The sequence below is a fragment of the Cytobacillus solani genome (assembly GCF_001420595.1).
In the GTDB taxonomy this organism is placed as follows: Bacteria; Bacillota; Bacilli; order Bacillales; family Cytobacillaceae; genus Cytobacillus; species Cytobacillus solani.
Window position 1 is genome coordinate 707,331 of record NZ_LJIX01000006.1, and the last position, 19,013, is coordinate 726,343.

General features: G+C 35.9%; 19 protein-coding genes. 16 read left to right on the forward strand and 3 right to left on the reverse strand.

Going from position 1 to position 19,013, the window contains the following annotated elements:
- The 11 genes from AN957_RS05215 to AN957_RS05260 all read left to right on the forward strand — a co-directional run bounded on the left by AN957_RS05215 (nucleotide 1) and on the right by AN957_RS05260 (nucleotide 6,379).
- A complete protein-coding gene (locus tag AN957_RS05215) occupies nucleotides 1–1,080 on the forward strand; it encodes a baseplate J/gp47 family protein (protein ID WP_056682712.1) in 1,080 nt (359 codons plus the stop codon).
- The gene (locus AN957_RS05220; RefSeq protein ID WP_056682713.1) at nucleotides 1,073–1,660 is read left to right on the forward strand and encodes a putative phage tail protein; all 588 of its coding nucleotides are present in this window, start codon (nucleotides 1,073–1,075) and stop codon (nucleotides 1,658–1,660) included. The genes AN957_RS05215 and AN957_RS05220 overlap by 8 nt, the downstream gene beginning before the upstream one ends.
- The gene (locus AN957_RS05225) at nucleotides 1,657–1,938 is read left to right on the forward strand and encodes a hypothetical protein (RefSeq protein WP_056682716.1); all 282 of its coding nucleotides are present in this window, start codon (nucleotides 1,657–1,659) and stop codon (nucleotides 1,936–1,938) included. Before AN957_RS05220 ends, AN957_RS05225 begins: the two co-directional genes overlap by 4 nt.
- Before the next feature lie 3 nt (nucleotides 1,939–1,941).
- Nucleotides 1,942–2,715 (forward strand): hypothetical protein, encoded by a 774-nt coding sequence (locus AN957_RS05230; RefSeq protein ID WP_056682720.1) that lies wholly within the window; start codon nucleotides 1,942–1,944, stop codon nucleotides 2,713–2,715.
- Between the two features lie 13 nt (nucleotides 2,716–2,728).
- A complete protein-coding gene (locus AN957_RS05235) occupies nucleotides 2,729–3,178 on the forward strand; it encodes a hypothetical protein (protein ID WP_056682723.1) in 450 nt (149 codons plus the stop codon).
- 1 nt (nucleotide 3,179) lies between these two features.
- On the forward strand, nucleotides 3,180–3,320 hold the full coding sequence (locus tag AN957_RS27990; protein ID WP_172797608.1) for a CD1375 family protein: 141 nt from the start codon (nucleotides 3,180–3,182) through the stop codon (nucleotides 3,318–3,320).
- Between the two features lie 48 nt (nucleotides 3,321–3,368).
- On the forward strand, nucleotides 3,369–4,271 hold the full coding sequence (locus tag AN957_RS28230) for a tail fiber protein (protein WP_075209087.1): 903 nt from the start codon (nucleotides 3,369–3,371) through the stop codon (nucleotides 4,269–4,271).
- Between the two features lie 13 nt (nucleotides 4,272–4,284).
- Nucleotides 4,285–4,596: a hypothetical protein gene (locus AN957_RS05245; RefSeq protein ID WP_056682725.1), complete on the forward strand. Its 312-nt coding sequence runs from the start codon at nucleotides 4,285–4,287 to the stop codon at nucleotides 4,594–4,596.
- Nucleotides 4,597–5,095: 499 nt separating this feature from the next.
- Entirely contained in the window at nucleotides 5,096–5,350 is a 255-nt protein-coding gene (locus AN957_RS05250; protein WP_056682727.1) for a hemolysin XhlA family protein, read from the forward strand.
- Between the two features lie 14 nt (nucleotides 5,351–5,364).
- Complete coding sequence (locus tag AN957_RS05255; protein WP_056682730.1) at nucleotides 5,365–5,604, forward strand: phage holin; 240 nt, start codon at nucleotides 5,365–5,367, stop codon at nucleotides 5,602–5,604.
- Nucleotides 5,605–5,689: 85 nt separating this feature from the next.
- Nucleotides 5,690–6,379, forward strand: a complete 690-nt coding sequence (locus AN957_RS05260) for an N-acetylmuramoyl-L-alanine amidase family protein (RefSeq protein WP_056682733.1) — start codon at nucleotides 5,690–5,692, stop codon at nucleotides 6,377–6,379.
- Between the two features lie 239 nt (nucleotides 6,380–6,618).
- Here AN957_RS05260 and AN957_RS05265 read toward each other — a convergent pair whose 3' ends face one another.
- The 3 genes from AN957_RS05265 to AN957_RS05275 all read right to left on the reverse strand — a co-directional run bounded on the left by AN957_RS05265 (nucleotide 6,619) and on the right by AN957_RS05275 (nucleotide 9,192).
- Nucleotides 6,619–6,855 (reverse strand): hypothetical protein, encoded by a 237-nt coding sequence (locus AN957_RS05265; protein ID WP_056682736.1) that lies wholly within the window; start codon nucleotides 6,853–6,855, stop codon nucleotides 6,619–6,621.
- A 140-nt stretch (nucleotides 6,856–6,995) separates the two neighbouring features.
- On the reverse strand, nucleotides 6,996–8,243 hold the full coding sequence (locus AN957_RS05270) for a hypothetical protein (RefSeq protein WP_056682738.1): 1,248 nt from the start codon (nucleotides 8,241–8,243) through the stop codon (nucleotides 6,996–6,998).
- Between the two features lie 13 nt (nucleotides 8,244–8,256).
- A complete protein-coding gene (locus tag AN957_RS05275; protein ID WP_053478945.1) occupies nucleotides 8,257–9,192 on the reverse strand; it encodes a hypothetical protein in 936 nt (311 codons plus the stop codon).
- Nucleotides 9,193–9,540: 348 nt separating this feature from the next.
- On the opposite strand from AN957_RS05275, the gene AN957_RS05285 reads away from it, so the two are divergent.
- Genes AN957_RS05285 through AN957_RS05305 form a run of 5 tightly spaced genes read left to right on the forward strand, consistent with a single transcriptional unit; the run spans nucleotide 9,541 to nucleotide 19,002 of the window.
- Nucleotides 9,541–11,316, forward strand: a complete 1,776-nt coding sequence (locus tag AN957_RS05285) for a vWA domain-containing protein (protein ID WP_056682740.1) — start codon at nucleotides 9,541–9,543, stop codon at nucleotides 11,314–11,316.
- A 12-nt stretch (nucleotides 11,317–11,328) separates the two neighbouring features.
- Nucleotides 11,329–14,718, forward strand: a complete 3,390-nt coding sequence (locus AN957_RS05290; protein ID WP_053478942.1) for a tubulin-like doman-containing protein — start codon at nucleotides 11,329–11,331, stop codon at nucleotides 14,716–14,718.
- 22 nt (nucleotides 14,719–14,740) lie between these two features.
- A complete protein-coding gene (locus AN957_RS05295; protein ID WP_053478941.1) occupies nucleotides 14,741–17,056 on the forward strand; it encodes a hypothetical protein in 2,316 nt (771 codons plus the stop codon).
- Between the two features lie 17 nt (nucleotides 17,057–17,073).
- A complete protein-coding gene (locus AN957_RS05300) occupies nucleotides 17,074–18,354 on the forward strand; it encodes a vWA domain-containing protein (protein WP_053478940.1) in 1,281 nt (426 codons plus the stop codon).
- Nucleotides 18,355–18,366: 12 nt separating this feature from the next.
- The gene (locus tag AN957_RS05305; protein WP_053478939.1) at nucleotides 18,367–19,002 is read left to right on the forward strand and encodes a hypothetical protein; all 636 of its coding nucleotides are present in this window, start codon (nucleotides 18,367–18,369) and stop codon (nucleotides 19,000–19,002) included.
- Nucleotides 19,003–19,013: the final 11 nt, after the last annotated feature.

Consider the following 19,013-nt stretch of genomic DNA (forward strand, 5'->3'; position numbering starts at 1 on the left):
ATGTATGAACATATGACACCTGAATATTTACTTGATCGCATGCTAAGCAGGGTATCTGCCAATTTTGATAGACGTGAAAGCTCACCGATTTATACTGCTATTGCACCAGTTGCCTATATCCTTGCTGAATTTTATGCCGATTTAGATGTACACAATAATCTTTCTTTTGTTGACTCTGCGGATGGAGAATATTTAGCGAGAGGGACAAGTGAGCATGGGATAAATAAAAACCTTGCCACTTTTGCGAAAAGAAAAGGAAAGTTTTATGGAGCGAATGCAACCCCGATGGATGTCCCAATTAATAGCCGCTTCTCAATTGGTAATTTATATTATCTAGTTGAAAGCAGGCTTGGTTTAGGTGAGTTTATTTTGAAGTGTGAGACAGCGGGGGCTGCAGGGAATGAACAGTTTGGTGTACTTCTACCAGTTGATTACATTGCAGGACTAGTTGAAGCACAATTAGCTGATGTCCTGATTCCTGGTGAAAATGAAGAAGAGGATGAGGCTTTGCGCGAACGATTTTTTGAGGAAGTAAATGAGGAACCTTTCGGAGGCAATGTTGCAGATTATAAAAAGATGCTCAATACGATGGATGGCATCGGAGGTACAAAGGTTTTCCCGGCATGGCAAGGCGGAGGTTCTGTTAAATGCTGTGTTCTTACAAGCGACTTTGATGAGCCCTCTTCTGATTTTGTTCAGGAAATACAAGAAAAAGTAGATCCAATTCCTGTCCAGGGACAAGGGCTTGGACTTGCGCCAATGAACCATTTTGTAACGATTACTGGTGCAGCTAAAGTTCTTTTAACTATTGAGTCAACGATTACCTTAGCGGATGGTGTGACAATTGGTCAAGTAGTGGGTGATATTGAAGCGATTTTGAAGGATTATTTTCTATCTCTGCGAAAAAATTGGAAGAATGAAGCTAAAACGATTATTCGTTTATCTCAAATGGAGGCGCGGATTTTAACGATTCCTAATATTGTGGATGTAACTAATACGACTATTAATGGTTCTTCAGTAAATGTCGAACTAGATGCCGAAAAGATTCCTTTCTTAGACCAGGTGATTTTAAATGGCTGAAGCATATATTACTCATTTGCCGCCAATTTTTCATGATATCCCTGAGTTTTTGGAGATTGCTAAAACTGTTGAAAAAGAGGTTCAATTGCTTGAAGCGGAAATAGAACAAATCTTTCGTAATCGTTTTGTGCAGACTGCGAACGAATACGCCATTAAACGTCGCGAAAAGATACTTAAAATTCAAGCGGATCCAGAAACGGAAAGTTTAGACTTTCGAAAACGAAGAATAATTAACCGTCAATCAACGAAAGTACCGTTTACCTTACGATTCCTTCAAGATAGACTCAACTTTTTAGTAGGGGAAGGGAGAGCAGCAGTCTCTGCCGACTGGCTATCCAGCATTTTATCAATAGCAGCTGATATCGGTGATGCGAAGGTTTTTAAAGAGGTTGAGCACACGATTAAGACAGTAAAGCCCGCAAGCATGGTCTATCAACAGCAAACTGCATTAAGCAATACGATTTTGTTTAAAGAGCATATCTCCATGAGGCAAGTAACGAGAATGACAAGGCTCTCAACTACATGGAAGCTCGGCAGCACACCATTTGCTGCAGGCGGAAAGGAGGTGATCATTAAGTGATTTCCGAGGAATTTTTAAGCGAAGTGGCGATCTTTACAGATAAGAAGATTAATAAGGTCGTATTAAATGGAACCTATCAAATTCCTAATTTTGATCTAAAAAAAGTAGCAGCAAATGAGCTTTCGATGAGATACACGGTCCCGTTTGGCTCTGTCGAAACTATTCAACAAATTGAACTAAAAGATGAATTGGATAATGTCATTACTTCTAACCAAGTATACGTTCCAATCTCATCAGATACGATTCTTTCACAGACTATATTTGTAAAGGAGGCATAATAGATGAAATTTCAGCCGAAAACAGACTGGAAATATGATGATACACCCACGGAGGCAGACTTCAATCGCATTGAGCAGGGGATTGCCGATGCTCTTGAAGGAAACGATCCGATCATTCAACAAGAGACTCCTCCCGATGGTGTGAAGGAAGGAAGACTGTGGCTTGATACTAGTGATGATACGTATCAGGGGACGGTGTTTGAGAGTTTGAAAGGGGAGATTGGTGCGCATTTGGGGGATGAAGTAAAGCATACTACTCAAGCAGAAAAGGATAAGATAACAGGGGCTTTGCAGCGTTCTGGTGGAAAGATGACAGGTACACTTTCAATAGAAAATACCGCACCTATTTTAGAGTTTAGTGAAACAGATACCGGAAAAAAATTCTTTTTAGTCGTTGATGGCAATGGTTTTAATATTAGGGAAAATTCTCTTACTGAAACTTCACATCCTTTAGTAATAAAGGGTGGCGTTTTATCATCTTATGGACAAACCATTCTCCACGCAGGTAACCTTGCAAGTTTAGGTGTTGGAAAAATTATTACTGGAAGCTACACAGGGGCGGGGAGTCCAGGTAGAACTATAAATATTGGAGTAACTCCGAAATTAGTCTATATGGAGTATCTCCATGAATTTACTTATGGAGCATTTTTAATATCACCTAATTTAACAGTGGCATTAAATAGTGGTTATTTTACGCAATATAAGATTGTTGGAAATGGCTTTTTAGCTCCTTATGATAATACTGGGTGGATCTATCAATATACTGCATTTATTTGATAGGGGGGATTTTATGATACTGATATATGATAAGAACACTCGAAACGTACTGATGGATGGGGGAACAAATTCACTTTTCCCTTTAGGTGTTGAGGATGTATCGTGGTTAATTAACGAGGTAATTTCATTGACAGAGAAACCTGAAAATGAATTAGGAGTATATCGAATACATGATGAGACTGATCTTGATAAGATTGAACAGTATCGGAAGTTTGAAAGTAAAGTAATAATAGACGATACAGGCGAGCCAATTGGATTGGAATTTTTGAATGAAAGACCTCAGTTGGAAACAGAACCTAAACCTCCTACTCTAGAGGAAAAGATTGAAGCCTTAGAACAAGAAAAGCTTATTTTACAGTTAGCCTTAGCTGAAAGTATAGAAAAACAAGAAATTGATAAAGTGAATAATCAACTAGCATTAGCTGAATTAGTAGAAACCTTAACAATGAAAGGAGTTTTATAAAATGGTAACTTTATATGCTGACTTAGTACAATTAGGATTAAGGGTTTTGGAGAATCCACAACCTGGTGAAATTGCTGTTCCAACATTTTTAAAGGCAGCTGTTAAAAAGGAATTAGATGATCGTGCAGCAATGAGTGCTTAATAGCGTATTTGGATGATAATGTGCATTTTTTGAAAGGAGCAAAGGCTTATGGCTACAATTAAGAGACAAAGAGCAGATGGTAGTTGGGAATATATTCAAATGACTGGAGAGGATGTAAATACTTTAAAAAATGACATTGTAGCGCATTTGGCGGAAAGGTCGTCGTTAGAAAAAGCTGGACATATTCAGTTAAACAGTGCGACAAATAGTACGGATGAAACAACAGCTGCTACTCCTAAAGCAGTAAAAGCGGCGATGGATAAGGCTAATGAGGCTTTTACGTCTGTCGATAATGGGAAACAGTTATTGCGAACCACTATTATCGACAAAGGAGGTAGCATATTAGGTTCGCACCCTAATAGTTTTGCTGAGTTAGCTAAGGGTATAGACTCTATTTCTAACAGATTACTATATCCTCCTGGTGATATGGGTTCATTATATATCAGTGCAATTGATGAAGATGATAACCGATATTCATACAGCGGAGCTATTTATGATAAATATGGTAATAAAATTAGGCAAATAGCATTTCAAGATCCATATCATGGCGCACCATCTCAGTATGGGTATACAGACGGTTGGGAGTACCCTAATAATAGTGCTCATTATAGATTAAAAGATATTAATGGAAACCTAATAAAACTAGTACGGCTTGGTGAGTATATGGATAGAGAGATGAGATACCGCAAGGTAGGAGATAATGGTCACCTCATTTTCCAGTACAATAACCAGCAGATGACTTGGGTATATAATTTAAATGGTGTGATGCTTAAATCATATAATATGCTTTCAGTTTCAGTACTTAATAAGAATAATAAGTATCTTATTAGGGCTGGTGGCACCGGTACGGCTAGTGGCACAGTAATGGTTATGGATGAACTACTGGAGGTAAAGTCTTATAACTTTGGTGATGCATTTCATATTTTTACACTTGACTTTTCAAATGCGTAGGAGGTAGATAAAGATGATTTTAGTTAAGATAAAAAATCTTGTTCAGCAAGATGGTAGTTGCGACTATAAGGGCTTAGATATATCCTTAATTAAAACAGGTACACAATTGTATCCACTAAATGAAAGTGTTGCTTATTTTGGTTATGAGGGAGACATCCCTACGCATACTGATATATCTGTTATCACTCAAGAGGATTACCAAATTGCATTAGACCAGATTAAGCAGGAAGCTGAGAATATCATGACTCCTGAAAAAGAAATTGCACAACTAAAAGAAAAAGTGGATGCTCAGCAATCTGTAATTAATTATTTATTAGGGGTGTAATAAATGAAGAGTTCATTATTCTTTTACTTTAAAACGTCTTATGATAACGGAAAGAGTACAATAACGACAAAGGAAACTTTAAAAAACGCTATTATTAAAGGTTATATAACCGACAATGAATATTATGAGATTACTAAAGAATATTACGCAGTCTAATTTCATTCTTAGATGATTATGCGCAATAACAAATCCGATAAAACTAATAAAGAGCTATAAACTTTTATTTTTCTTCTATTTTTCTGGTGTATATGTAGCAGAATAGCTTTTTTAAAACAGATCACTTAGGATAGTATAAATTCTTGTTAAGAAGCCCTTATGTAATTTTCAGGAGAAATAAAAATAAACATACTTGCCTAATACTAGTGCAAGTTTACTCTTCTCGGTAATTTTATTCTATCTATAGCAAAAGGCTTTACTGTATTGTTAAATATCAGATAGGAACGCAGTATAAAGTTTATACTACAATCTAGCTCTTTTTTTTATCGAAAGGAGGCACCAAATGAACGAACTAAACCTTGTCCAAAAAGACATCGTGACACTCAAAACCTCCGTCGAAGACATGAAACAGGATATTCGCCAGCTTCAGGATAAAACACTAATTCATGATCGGGATATTCGTGAGATCCAGATGGATTTAAAGGATATAAAAGAGGATACAAAATGGCTACGGCGCGCGATCACCAACGCATTTATTGTTGGCTTGATTGGAGGAGCAGTGGCTATTTTTTATGCAGCCATAAATTTTAAACTGTAAGAGGCGATTAGATAATGAAAAAAGATATTGCTACATTGATCGGGGGCTTTTTGACAGCCCTTTTTTTCTTCTTTGGAACGATTGGGATTTCGTTTGAATGGTTTACGCAGGACAGTATTAATGCTTTTGTTGTTTTGATTTCTGCAGCTATTGCTTTTGGGATCAATTTATATGCTGTTTATAAAAATACGTATGCCTTAACAAAGAAAGCAAAGCTTCAGAAAGAAATTCTTGAGCGGCACAATCTTAAATAAACAGCTTTATTAAAAACAATGTCTGTAAGTGGTTTATTTTGTACAAGCTTTATGATTTTTAAATAAAAATATGAGGTGATTAATAATGGCAAAAATATTTATCGATCCAGGTCATGGGGGAACAGATTCAGGTGCAGTTGGAAATGGTCTTCAGGAAAAGAACATTACACTGCAGATTTCTACAAGAATTAGAGATATTCTTTTAAATGAATATGACAACGTATCCATTAGAATGAGCCGTACAGGTGATCAAACCGTTTCTTTATCGGAACGAACGAATGCAGCAAATGCTTGGGGAGCAGATTTTTTATTGTCTGTGCATATTAATGCTGGCGGGGGAACAGGTTATGAAGACTATGTTTATCCGGGTGTAGGAACACCAACTACTACCTATCAGAACAATATTCATTCAGAAGTCATGAAGCTTGTTAATTTTTCTGACCGCGGCAAAAAGACTGCGAATTTCCATATGCTCCGTGAATCTAATATGCCAGCAATTTTAACGGAAAATGGATTTATCGATAACGCCAATGATGCAGCTAAATTAAAGACAAGCTCTTTTATCGAAAGCATTGCGCGTGGTCATGTAAATGGGATTGCGAAAAGCTTTAATCTTCCTAAGAAAGCAACAGCTGTTTACCATATTGTTGTACAAGGCGATACGGTATATTCTTTAGCTCAAAAATATGGCAGCACGATTCAACAGATTAAAGATTGGAATGGACTTGATGCTAACTATACCATTTATGTTGGGCAAAGACTTCGGGTGAAATAAACTAAGAAGTACTTCTCAAAGAGTTTCCGTGATCCTTTTCATTGTTTAGTTAGTTTGTCCTACTGCTCAGTGGTAAAAGAAAAACAAATGAACATATGGAACCGCCGACACGGTTCCATATGTTTGTTGGAGTACGAAGGAGAAACCCCTCGTACTCCTTATCAGTGTTATATCTTGTGGCATTGGAAGAGTAATCAAAGTTTAGACGATCTGATTTTTATGAATGAAAAGTGCACCAATTAAAACTTTTCATTCACCTCCCATGATTCAACCATTTGATAAGCTGTTTGCGGATTATATCCTTTTCCAATCAAATAGGCGATGGCTGCTACTTCAGTCATTGCATGAGAATATGATGTAAATGCTGCTTCTTTTAAACCATACTCAACAAATGGTGTAACGACATTTAATGTTTCGCTCTTTAAATCCCTATAGGGCATATAAACAGGGTAATAAGGTGATGGAATATAATACATATGTCAAGCCTCATCCTTCCTCAAATATTCTTCGAACCTGTTGTATCATATGAACCGTATAGATATTCGTTTTTGTCCTTTTGAAAATTCTGCCTTTTTTATACGATGACTTTTGGGACAAGGAACCTGTCCCCCTGTCCCTAATATGCAAATTCATAAATTCTGGTATTTGAGTAATTGAAATGGACAAGTTCCTTGCGTTCGCTTAGCTTCCAGCCATCATTCGTATGGATTAGCTTGTAATACCATGGATTGGCGGTTTCTTTCATTTCGTAATTTTCACCTTCAGCATAGGAAGCCGAATTCATTGTTAAAACAACATGTAGCTCAACACTTTCTTCTTCATCATCCATCCTATATTTAAAACTATCTAAGTCGAATTCAGTGTATAAAAGTTCTCCCGTGAAAATTGTCTGATTAAGCCTGATCTCCTCAAATCGATCATGAAAGAAATTCAATAGTTCGGGTGTAATATGAACAAAATAGGAAGTATCCAATTGATTATAGGCAGACATCCATCCGATCGCGTACTCATTGACTACGGTCATTATTTCTTCTTGAAAGGCAGGGTCTTTTGCTTTTTCCGCTTCCATTGCTTTCTTTAATTCTTCCTCTTTCCTTTTGCGTTCTTCCTCTAAAGCAGCCATTTTTAATTCATGAGCCTTTTCAATCTTCTTGAGCGTTTCTTTAAGCCAAAAGTCCTCTAAGCCAATTTTATGATAGGAAGAAATTTGGCGATTAATTGTTTTTTTTAGCTGATTGTAACGGAGTGATTTCTCTAATAACGAATATTTCCTTTCATCATAATTAATAAAATGACTCGTTAGTTCTTCTGTTTTTTTATCTGCACTCCCATAAACCTCATTTGGCAATTCTCCTAAAATAGCAATGAAATATTCATTCTCAAACATCTCATTATTTACATTCGCATCCATTTGCTTACATAAGTTCTTTTTCGTATTTGAAAGCAGGGTATCAAATTCATTTTGTACATTAAAGTGCTGGTCGTAATCCAAAAATACAGGATCATTTTGTTTCTTTTCTAGTAGATCAAGATAGCTTTTATAAGTTTTAATAAGTCCAGAATAATTTTCATTCCTGTATAAGGAATCTGCCTTTTCTAATAAAGCGGAAACTTCTTTATTGTTATTTGAAAGCATAGTATAAGTTGATTGGATTTCATTCTCTTTGTATAGAATGGAACGGTTGTTTATGGCATTTTTATAAAAGGTTTCGGATTTTACATATTGCTGTGACGTATAAAAATGCTCTGCCTTTTTGGCTGCAGTTAATTTTTCATAACCAAGATAAGCTTTGTATACAAGAAGTCCTGCCGAAATGACAAACAGAAGAAATAATCCGTTTCTTATTCTTACAGTATTTTTCATTACGTAGTCCTTCCTAATGAAGAGCCATTACGAATGGTTCCTGATTAAATTTTGTGTGCAATAAATGATGTGCCCGTTTTTTTGATTCTTCTATTTCATAAGAATTGATCGAATCCAGAAGCGTGCATAAGCGAATGATTCGCTCTTTAGGCAAATCATCGGCATATTTCATAATAAACTCTTCATAGATTAAAAAGTATTGTTTCATTCTTAAGGCTGCACCCGCTACGATGATAAAAATATCATTAGAAAAATGTTCTTGTATTTCATTTTCATAAGTAACGACATAATCTAATACCTTCTTATTGACGAGATGCCGCTGGACTTTTGCTGCATTACCTAAGTACGTAATAAATTCCTTACTATACATAGTTGGAACTACTGTATCCATTTCTAATTGCATATCTTTACGAATAATAAATGTATTTAAGCATGTTAATTTTAGTTTTTTAGTGTCGTCATCATTCGAAAATAAACCGATGATTCTTAAAATCTCATAGGCTTCAAGGTAGGCGTAATCTTGTATTTTCTTCTCAGCAAATGTTTTGTTGACATGAATCCCTCTCTTGATTTTTTCTCTATCAGCAGTTGCTTGATTCATGAGGAGATAATTTTTTTCTGAGCTGCGGATGAGCAGTTTAAAAATACAGAAGAGGATAATCGCTGCAGCCCCAATTATCCCAATGATTGCTATTGAAATAGGATTAAAGGTAAAGAGAGCAGCAATGAATAAGAGAAACAATAATAGGAAAACATCACTCTGAAATTTAAGCCGGTATTTTTTGGAGATAAATTGATCCATTGAAAGATAGCCCTTTGCTTGTGAGCAGTGACTGCAATGTTCCATACGCAGCAGGGTGTATCCGCCGCAGCTTTTGCATAGATATAATTGGTTTGTCAATTTCTCATTAAGAGTAAAATGGCTAAATTTGACTGGAGTTTTGCTCATGTGATAAGTTCCCTCCCTGCTTATTGTTTATATATTCATAAATTACCTCATCAACCTTTTCCTGTTTTATAATCGTAGTTTTGTATTTGTATAGCTGAAACGATTTCCATAGAAAACTAAAAATAAAGATAAGTAAAGGCAAATAGTATGGAATCAAAGCTCCTCCTCCTTAATGGATGTAAAATCCTTCTATATTAACAAAAATATTCAAAACTTTACAATATACGATAATTTAATTATATTTAAAATAGGGTGATTTTTCTATAAATAAAGGGTTAGTTTACAATATATGGCTGTTTTTCGGGTGAATATGAGAGGATTGCTTATTTTTTTAAGGGGGATGTTTCTGTGAAGGTGCATAAGTATGCGGCTTTTTTCTTATTATGCCTATTATTATTAAATTCACTTATTCTAACTGATTCTGCTGCTGCGAATATATCCACAGATGCTCAAAAGATGGATGCTGTATTAGTGGTAGATGTCAGTAATTCTATGAAGGACAGTGACAAAAACAAAATCAGTAATGAGGCAATGAAGATGTTCATTGACATGCTTTCAAAAAATGGGGATAAGGTCGGAATGGTCGCCTATACAGACCAAATTATTCGGGAAAAAGCCTTAATGAAGATTGGATCAGATGCTGATAAAAATGATTTTAAGAAATACATAGATACATTATCCCTTGGCGCTTATACAGATATTGCCGTTGGTGTCAGTGAAGCGGTTAAAATCCTTGATGCTGGCAAGGAAACTGACCATACACCTCTAATCATTTTATTAACAGATGGCAATAACTATTTAAATCCAAATTCGGATAGAACAGAAGAGCTGTCTGGCAAGGAACTGGATGAAGCGATTAGGAAATCAAAGTCAGAAGGATATCCTATCTACACAATTGGTTTAAATGCAGACGGAACCTTAAATAAAATGATATTAGAAAAGCTGTCTGGAGAAACAGGCGGGAAATTTTTTACTACTACAACGGCAGATGACCTTCCAAGAATATTGAGTGAGATATTTGCAAACCATCTCAAGTTAAAAGTAATACCTATTACAAATTTAACAGGAAATGGCCAATTTCAAGACGTGAATATCGAGATTCCAAACAACAGTGTAATGGAAGCAAACATTTCAATTACATCTGGGAATCCGATTGAAGCAAAATTATTTTCACCAGATGGAAAGGAAGTAGAAATCCCATCAATTGATGTTTACTATTCAAAGTCAAAAGCCTATTCACTAATTAAATTAATTAAACCAGAGTCTGGGAACTGGAAGGTACAAATTAAAGGCGTACAAAAAGATAAAATTGATATCAATATGGTTTTTAATTATGATTTAGGGCTTCGTCTAGAGGAGCCTGCGACATCGAACTATAAAAAGGGTGACATGATAGAAATTCTGTCATTTCTTGAATCAAATGGACAGAAGGTGAATAGTCCTGAATTGTATCAATCGATGAACGCAAAACTGATTGTTAGCGATACAGCATCGAATACGATAAGCGAGCTTTCTCTTACTAATGATGGAAAAAGCTTTCATGGAGAATTTACCATTCCAGAGGATAAAAAATATGAATTAAAAGTTGTAGCTGAAGATAATAGTTTTTACCGTGAAACAGATCCGATTATCATCGATGCCAGTGTAATGGCTGCTGCTGCTTCTGCTGCACCTGAAAAAGTGGAAAATAAAAAGGATTTCCCATGGTTATTGTACGTAATGATTGGAATAGGCTTAATCTTCTTAGCAGCGCTTGCATTCTATATTCTTTCTTTTATAAAAAAAGCAAATAAAGGGTTTATCGACCAGATTGTTGTTGAAATTCGAGATGAAGATACAGGAGAGAAAACAACACCACAATATCGTAAATTAAATACATTTAAAGGGAAGATTAAACTTCACCAGCTTCTCCAGCTTGCACCAGAATTGATAGAAACTGAATCGGTCATTCTTGTGCCAGGCAAAAATGACACGCTCACTCTATTTAATAAAGGGGAAGTGATCATCGAAAAAGCTGGCCGGGCAGTAGATGCATCAAAAGGAATAACGATTAAGAAGAATGATAGGCTGAAAGCTAAACTGAATAAAGTGAACAAATCGATTTCTCTTGATTATCTCATATAGGGGGTATACGGCATGAAAGCAACAGTTAGAGAGCATATCCAGCAGTTAGACGTATCTTTGGGCGGTGGAATCGTAAGTGAAAAAATCCGTGTGGATACGATCGATAATCCAATGCTTGTCATTGGCCTTGGCGGCACGGGGATAGATGCTCTTCTCCGTTTAAAATACCAAGTGAATAGAAGGTTTAAGCTTCCGGCTGATCCAATCTCCAAAAAGAAAAAGGAGAAGCCAAATAACATTGAGTACCTTGCTTTTGAAACGAATGAACAGGATCGGTTTAAAAAATATAAAGGAATTGGACTTGACCCTGTAACCGAATTTGTCCTTCTCTCTAATCCTGAAATTGGAAGTCTATTGCAAAATCGGAGCACACTTCCTCCGTATATTACAGATTGGCTTTCACCAGAGCTTTTGATTACAGATGGAATTAGTGGGGCATCAGGGGTTAGACAGGCGGGACGATTATTATTATTCACAAAAATTAATCAAGTCGTGCAAACAATCGAAAAGAAAATAAAGGTATTATCTGAAGGGACAAATAAACGGTTGTCCGTGTTCATCTTAACGGGTATCTCTGGGGGTACAGGTTCTGGATGCTTCCTAGATATTTCCTATATTATTCGCGGCATTATGGAGAAGGAACACGGCTCAGCAGGTGTTGATAAAGTGAGTATTCTCGGGTACTTATTTACACCAGATGTCAATTTATCTAATAAAAGCTTAAATACGCACACAAGTGAATACATCAAGAAAAATGGGTTTGCAGCTTTAAAAGAGCTTGATTATTGGATGAATGTGGATGAGCGGAATGAGCGTTTTAAACAGCAGTATGGAAATATCCTGACTGTTAATTCACCAATGCCGCCATATAATCTGTGTCATCTCATTTCTGCGACGAATCTCGACGGAAAACTGCTGGAAAATGCATATGACTACACAATGAATGTAACAGCTGAAAATATTACAAACTTTATGGCAAATGAAGATAAGCAGTCGGGAGAAGAATTTGCCATTCACGATTATATCAGCAATATTGGCACGAATATCAAGCAGATGCATAAAGCATATGCAGCAAACTATTCCTACAACATTCTTGGGGCATCATCTGCGATTTTGCCTGTTGAAGAAATGACTACCTACTTAGCGTTTAAAGTATTTAAAAAGATGGAAAAAATGTTTCCTGCTTCACCTACTCAAGAGGAAGTTGAGACGTTTGCGAATAGGATGGGGCTTGATATTGATTCTGTACATAGAAAGTTCAATTCACTTGTTCCTGAACCGATTCCGGGCTATGAAAATAGCGACCGCTTAAACTTTAGCAATGTAATTAAGCAGCAAACAATCAGTTTAGATCAAGAACTTGATCAAGGGTATCTTTCAAAGGCAAGGGAAAACTATATTAAGTTGAAAAAGCAATATCCTGCAGAGCTGCTTGAAAATTTTAAGGAACAAATTAAACGTTTATTTTTAAATCCAGAGCAGGGTCCATTTTTTGTTTCCCGCTTAATTTTCACAGCTAAAGGAAATAGTTTATTAAATTTAATAAAGTCCTATATTGAATTTTTGCAAGAACAGGTATATCGAAAACCAATGGAAATAAACGATATGGCCCAGCATGGAGCAGAAAGACTTGCCGATGCAAAAAGTGCGCTATTTTCAAAGGATAAAAAGAAAAACGCCTACATATCGACTAAAATTGATGAATATCACCTTCGTGCAGATAAAGAGTGCATGGAGCATATGATTGATTTTTATCAGGATGTCCACACGATGATTAATGAAGAAAATAATAAAATGTACGCTGTTGTAACGGAGATATTAAATACATTAAATGCGATTTTTGAAAAAAATGGGGATATCTTAATTCGTGGCGAAGAAACTCAGGATGGGATTGGGAACAAAACCTATTATTGGAATGTAGTAAGTATTCCTGACATGGCTGAAAAAATAACCGAAATTATGGAAACAAAAGATGGAAATGATATGATTGCAGATTTTACAAAAGATCTGCTAGATCAATCAAATCGTTGGGTAAAAGAACAGGATTTAGATATTGTCAGTTCGATTTCTGAATTCCTCTCTGAAAAGTTTGGTGATTTAATTACGAAATCGATGGAAGATTTTCTCGTGATGAAATACGGAGAAGAAGAATCGATTGAACATATTATCGAACGAAAAATTGCAAAATTGCTTAATGATGAAGCTGTTCCTGTTTTTCATTTAAACAACAGTGTAGGGAATCTTGTGTTTCCTTCTTGGGGGTTTGTCTCGGTCCCTCATAAAGCACCAAATATTTTAAAGGGAATAAAGGATTTCCAGAGAACATCAGTAAGTGGTGCTCGCTTCACAGTCAAGGAAAGTGAGGTAAAGAACCGGATTTTCTGGTTGAACACGAAAAATGGTATACCATTATTTGTCTATACACCTCTTACTAGTTATGAACAAAGCTATGAACGCACGATATTCGAACAAGAAGGGGTAGGCCGCCACCTTTCTCAATCGGAAAAAGATAATTGGGCATACCTTCCATCGCCTATTCCAGAAATGTCATGGGGAGACATTTATGAAAATGCTAGACTTAAAGATTACAACCGCCGTATAAGAGAATTATTTGCTAAAGCAATAGAATTCGGTGTAATCAAGGATAAGGGCGAGTATGCCAATACAAATAATAAATTTGAAGTCATTCTTTCTGGAGAATTTAATCTTTCGGAAATTCTAAACCGTTACCAAATGGAACATCATTCAGATAAACCTAATTTAGGTGAAGTGAAAAAGTGTATCGGTGAACTTCGCAGGCTTTTAACAGAGCAGCTTCCTGTTGTTTCCAAGAGAGATATTTTTGGCAGCAGTAATAAAAATTTGGCGATTGAAAATTTTATTCGTACACCAAACCTCATCCATTATGTTAAAGAAGAAGTTCTAAAATATGAATCGATTCAGGAAGTATTGTATGAACTCGAAGCTTCACTTAAATCGTTTCAGGATGAAGCTGTGAATATCGAGAAGTTTATTGAAGTTTTATATACAGGCACCATTACGAAAAAAGGTGCTGTTTATGTCTATGATCACGATGTAGAAGAAGAGAGCTGGGAGCCTTTCCTTAACTTAACGAAGGTCAATAAGTTTATTGAATTTGAGCTTTACCAAGTCTACCGTTCGCTAAATGAAAAGCGCAAAGTGATTATTGATAAGAAAGCGGATCGAAGAAATACGAATTTGTCGATGAGTGATGATACCGGGGTATTAACAAGTAGATTAGAAGCATTAAGTGATGCAGCCTTGGAAGCTAAATCGACATTAGAATATGATCGAAAAGAATTCGTCAACGGAGAAGAATTGTATACATTTTATAAACAAATTCTTGAAAAGGTAAATAGTCTAATTAAGGTGATTAGATAAACCTTTAAGGGGCCAAAATGGAATGCAAAAGTTATTAGAAAAAATCATCGAAGATTATATTCTAAAGGCTGAAAACAGCCATCTTGGTAAAGAGGGGAGACGGCTGATCAGTAATCCAATCATTTACCTATTTATTGGTGATCAGTCTCTGCCTGCTCTAAAGGCTGTCTATGAACTAAATCAAAAAAAGTGGGCTAACCATGACGGAATTTTGTATTTTCACGTCTATTTGAAAGAAACATGGACAGAAGCAAATGTTATTTCATTTAAAGCTTCTGAAAATGATGCAACAGGAAAAAGAAGTAGGCCTTCATTATATGAAGCCTTTTATCAAGATGAGCAAAAGCTGGTTGATTATAACCAGCTTTTGCGCCAATTAAATGTCCGTTTTGCAGAACTAGGGAATAAATTTGCTTCCTTTCAAAAGATTAATATCTCTGTTATTACTGAGATAAATGATCCACTTACAGTTATTTTATCTGAGTTAACTATTTTACTTGAACACTCCTTAAGGGATTTATTCACGATGACCTACCTAGATGCTTTCTGTTTACTGGAAGAAAGAACAGCAGACGAAGGCACCTCGGTGCTAGGCTTGAGTTTTCTTCGGGAATTAAAGAATATGCAAGAACAGCAATATTCCTTTTCAAAAGAGATTCTTGTTACTAAAGATAGGATTCGAATCCCTGTTACTAGAAAGGGACCACTATTTGACCTTGTGTATCTGCTAAGTGATAAAGACGAACGTGGGATGTTTACAGAAAATAGCATAGGCAAGATTGCAGAAATTATTTCTGCGATTAACCTAATTAAAAATAAAAAGGTAAATGAAAATGAACATTTTCCCGGAAATGAAATGTACAATAATGTCCATTTCTCGAAAAATATTCAAAATGATGAACGGATACCTGCATTTGTTACTGCTGGATTTTCAAAAGTCTGCCGTCCAAATGAAGCGATTGTTATTAATGTCCTATATTATTTTTATACATATTTAAAAGCTGTTATCGGTGATCGTGCCAGTAATATAGAGCATCAAAAAGTAATTAAATTACTTGAATTAGATAACGCCTCTATTCATAATAGAGTCTCTTCTTTTTTTCCTCCTATGGAAATAATAGAAGAGATGCTTGGTTTAATGCCTTCTGATTATATGTATCATCAGTTGGAAAATCAAACCTTAAGAGAAGCAGAAGAATTATTGTTTGGGAACTCAGCTAAAGTGTTTTTTCAAGAAAATCTGCTGAACCCATTTTCTGAAAATATGAAGAGATACTATTCAAAACGACCGCTAAAAAAGCTGCTTCAAAAGCGAGTGGAAGAAAACTCTACTTATGGAGCTTATTGCGCTTTTCGATGGACGGATGAACCATTTGTCCAATATCTGCTCCGGCTTCGTTCTGAGTATGCCCATCAATTTGAGTTATTTGAAGAAGAGTTAAACGCTATTTACAGTGAATACGGAGGTCAGCAGAATTTCCGAAAAACACCTTTTTCCAAGAAGCGGACAACAAGGAATTTCATCTCTCATTTACTTAATAGAATCTACCAGCTTAAGTGTAAAAGTGTACTAGTAAACGCAAAGCTTGAGCTGGTCAATTACTATATTTTGATTCTAGAAGAATGTCATGAAGAGTATAAAGGACAAATTGAAGTTCTAAATAGCTTGGAAACAAATTTGTACCGCATGAAGGCTGAAGTGACTTCAGGTTATCAAAATAAGATTAACCAAAATATTCCTGAGTATTATGAGAGGATGGTTAAATCCATTCTTCAAGATTTAGAGGAAAGACGCTCAACAGAATTTTACTTTGAAGAAAAGAATTTGGCAAACTATTCCCTCCTTCTTAACCAGGGGCAGTTTGCGAATCGAGTAACAGAAATGTGCCAAAGGCTCATATTCGAATCAGGAAAGCTAGATCAAACGTTCGAACAGGAAATATTAGCAAGGGGAAATGTAATGGTTGATTATGGTGATCCGCAGGTTATGACAAAGGAAGAGCTATTTAATGAACTATACCAGCTGCTAGAAAAGGATTCCGCATGCCATATTCATTTATTAGAGTATACACAGAAACATAAGTATGAAGAGAAGTATTACCTTGGTGATTTTCAGAGCAGCTTTATTCAATATGTTTTAGGAATAGACAAGGATAATCGCCCTTACCGCCTCGGCTGTATACATGAGAATAGAGCAAGCGGGATTGAAAAGCTGAGTTTAATGGGTGGGTTTGCTATCGAGGACTTGAGATTTTATCAAAACACGATTCGATATTATGAAAAGTATCAAGAAAGTGGATATGAGTTCCACCCTGAACCGAATTCCATATCAACTTGATTGAAAGGGGTCACTTGATGAAGGTAAGGAATTTTAATTTTCTTCTCTTTATTTTAACGGCTATTGGAGGAGTAATTGGTGCATTTACTGGAGAGGCTTTACTTTCCGAATATAAAGGGGAGCTTCCTAATAGCATTTTAGTAGGGCTATATTTCGGTCAGTTAGGACTATGGATTGGCTTACTGGCATTCATTGCAGAAAAATTGAATCCTAGATTAAATGGTTTACGCTGGGCTTCATCCTATGCGTCTTTTTCATTGAAATTGCTTGTCCCAGTTATGGTGATTCTCCCATTTATTGCAGGCTGCCTGTTTCAATTTATCTATGAATTAGATGCATTGGATACGAAGTCCCCTGAAGATATTATTCTAATCGTGGATATTTCTGAAAGTATGCTAGAAACGGATCCGGAAAATAAAACAATTGCTGCTGTTAAAGAGTTTTTAATGAAAGTAGATGGGAATCAGAGAAGTGCACTTTTAGTCTTTAATGATCAAACAAAGATGCTTCAATCATTTACTTTTTTGAAAAATAATAATGAGAAAAAACAGGCTGGAGATGAATTTGAAAGCTCAATCCGTTTTCAAGGCGGAACAGATATCGGACTCGCTCTTTCTGATGCAATGGAATATCTTAACCGTGTAAATGATGACAGACTGACAATGGCTGTTCTTTTATCAGATGGGTTTAGTGAAATGAATGTCTCTCGTTCTGTAAAACCATACCAAGATAAACAGATTGTCATTAACACAGTTGGCTTAAGCCAGAAACAAAATGAAGGTGCAGATCTATTAAGTGATATTTCGGAACGAACAGGGGGGGCTTATTATAGCGTCGATGATGCGAGTAAGCTTTCCAGCGCTTTTCAGGATATCCAAAAGGATACACAAGATAGGCTCTTAATTGGTGAACGTCAAGGTTCTGCCCAATACATGCTTCTATATAAATTCCTTAGAATCCTATTTATTTCTTTAATTGGAGGGGGATTAGGTTTAGCGCTCGGGATGATGTTTGATAACCGTTTCTTAGCACAAAGCTTTGCTATTGGCGGTTTAACAGCAGGAATAATTGCGGGTTTGATTTTAGAATGGGGATTCGGAAGTCTTTTCTTAAAGGGATTTTATATTAGGCTTTGGAGTGATATCATCCTTGCAGTTATAGTAAGTTTGTTCTCAGCTGTCGTCCCGTATAGAATGTACAATGCTGAAAATGGAACGAACAGGACGAATGTTAGTTTGTATAACCGAAAAACATTTGCTGAATCTGATAAGAAAAATACAAGCAAAACTTTTTATTAAGGAGTTTTAAACATGAATTGGAGTTATGCAGAGTCCAATCAGTGGATTAAAGATCCAAAGATAAGAATGCAAGATCATGCCGTCATCCTTTCTTGGCAATGGCCAAAGAATATAGAATTTGTTTATATTTGTAAATCAGCAGAAGAGGAGGGGCTTTCCTTTGGTGAGGAAAGCTCTATTCCTATGAAGCTCTATACAAGAGAAGAATATAAATCAAATGCTGGTTACAAGGATACTGTTGACTCTATAGGGAAAATTGTTTATAAAATCTACCCGGCCATTCATGAAGATGGGAATATAGTTATTCTTAATCAGGATAATCAGCACAATGAAATAACCATTAAAGCACAGAAAGCGAAGATTTATTATTCGATAAAGTATAAAAAGGGATGGTTCAGCCCCAAAAAGACGGTGAAAATCACCATTAAATCTGAAATATTCATACCAAAAGAAACCTTATGCTACGTCAAAAAAAAGGATAGTCATCCTACAAGTACAATCGATGGGTCCATTTATCATTTTGTAAATGACTTTCAGCCAGGTCAAACCTCTCTGCCGGAAATTCAAGTAAATAAGGATGACTATATTCGTCTCTTTTTTACTGATGGAAAACAGTATGGTGATTTATATGAACTCATTCCAGAATAGGAGGATGTATG